Origin of the sequence: Herbaspirillum sp. WGmk3, assembly GCF_023952535.1 — a bacterium.
Lineage (GTDB): Bacteria > Pseudomonadota > Gammaproteobacteria > Burkholderiales > Burkholderiaceae_D > Herbaspirillum > Herbaspirillum huttiense.
Map to the genome: position 1 here is coordinate 1 of NZ_JAKYWT010000078.1, position 266 is coordinate 266.

1 protein-coding gene is annotated in these 266 nt (G+C 59.8%); it reads right to left on the bottom strand.

The window, feature by feature from the left end; genetic code table 11:
• Positions 1-266 (bottom strand): FAD-binding protein (locus tag MKD49_RS26015; protein ID WP_252697742.1); only part of this gene is annotated, 266 nt, incomplete at both ends.

The following is a 266-nucleotide window of genomic DNA, read 5'->3' on the forward strand; positions in this document are numbered from 1 at the left end:
TGTACTGGGCTAACCCAATGACAACGACCTTGTCACCGTCCTTAAGATTGCCGTTGATAATCGACGGCGGGACTAGGGCCGTGGGACGAATCGCACCGACGGCGGTCGGCACGTTGATCGTGGCCTCCCCGTCACCAAGCAGGTAGGAGTAACCGACAACCTCGCGCAGGAAGTCGATGCCCTCCTTCACGGCTTCAACGCCGATCTTGGCGTAGGGATGCGCAGGGTGTTGGGACGCGAATTCTTGGACAGCCTGGTAGGGCTTC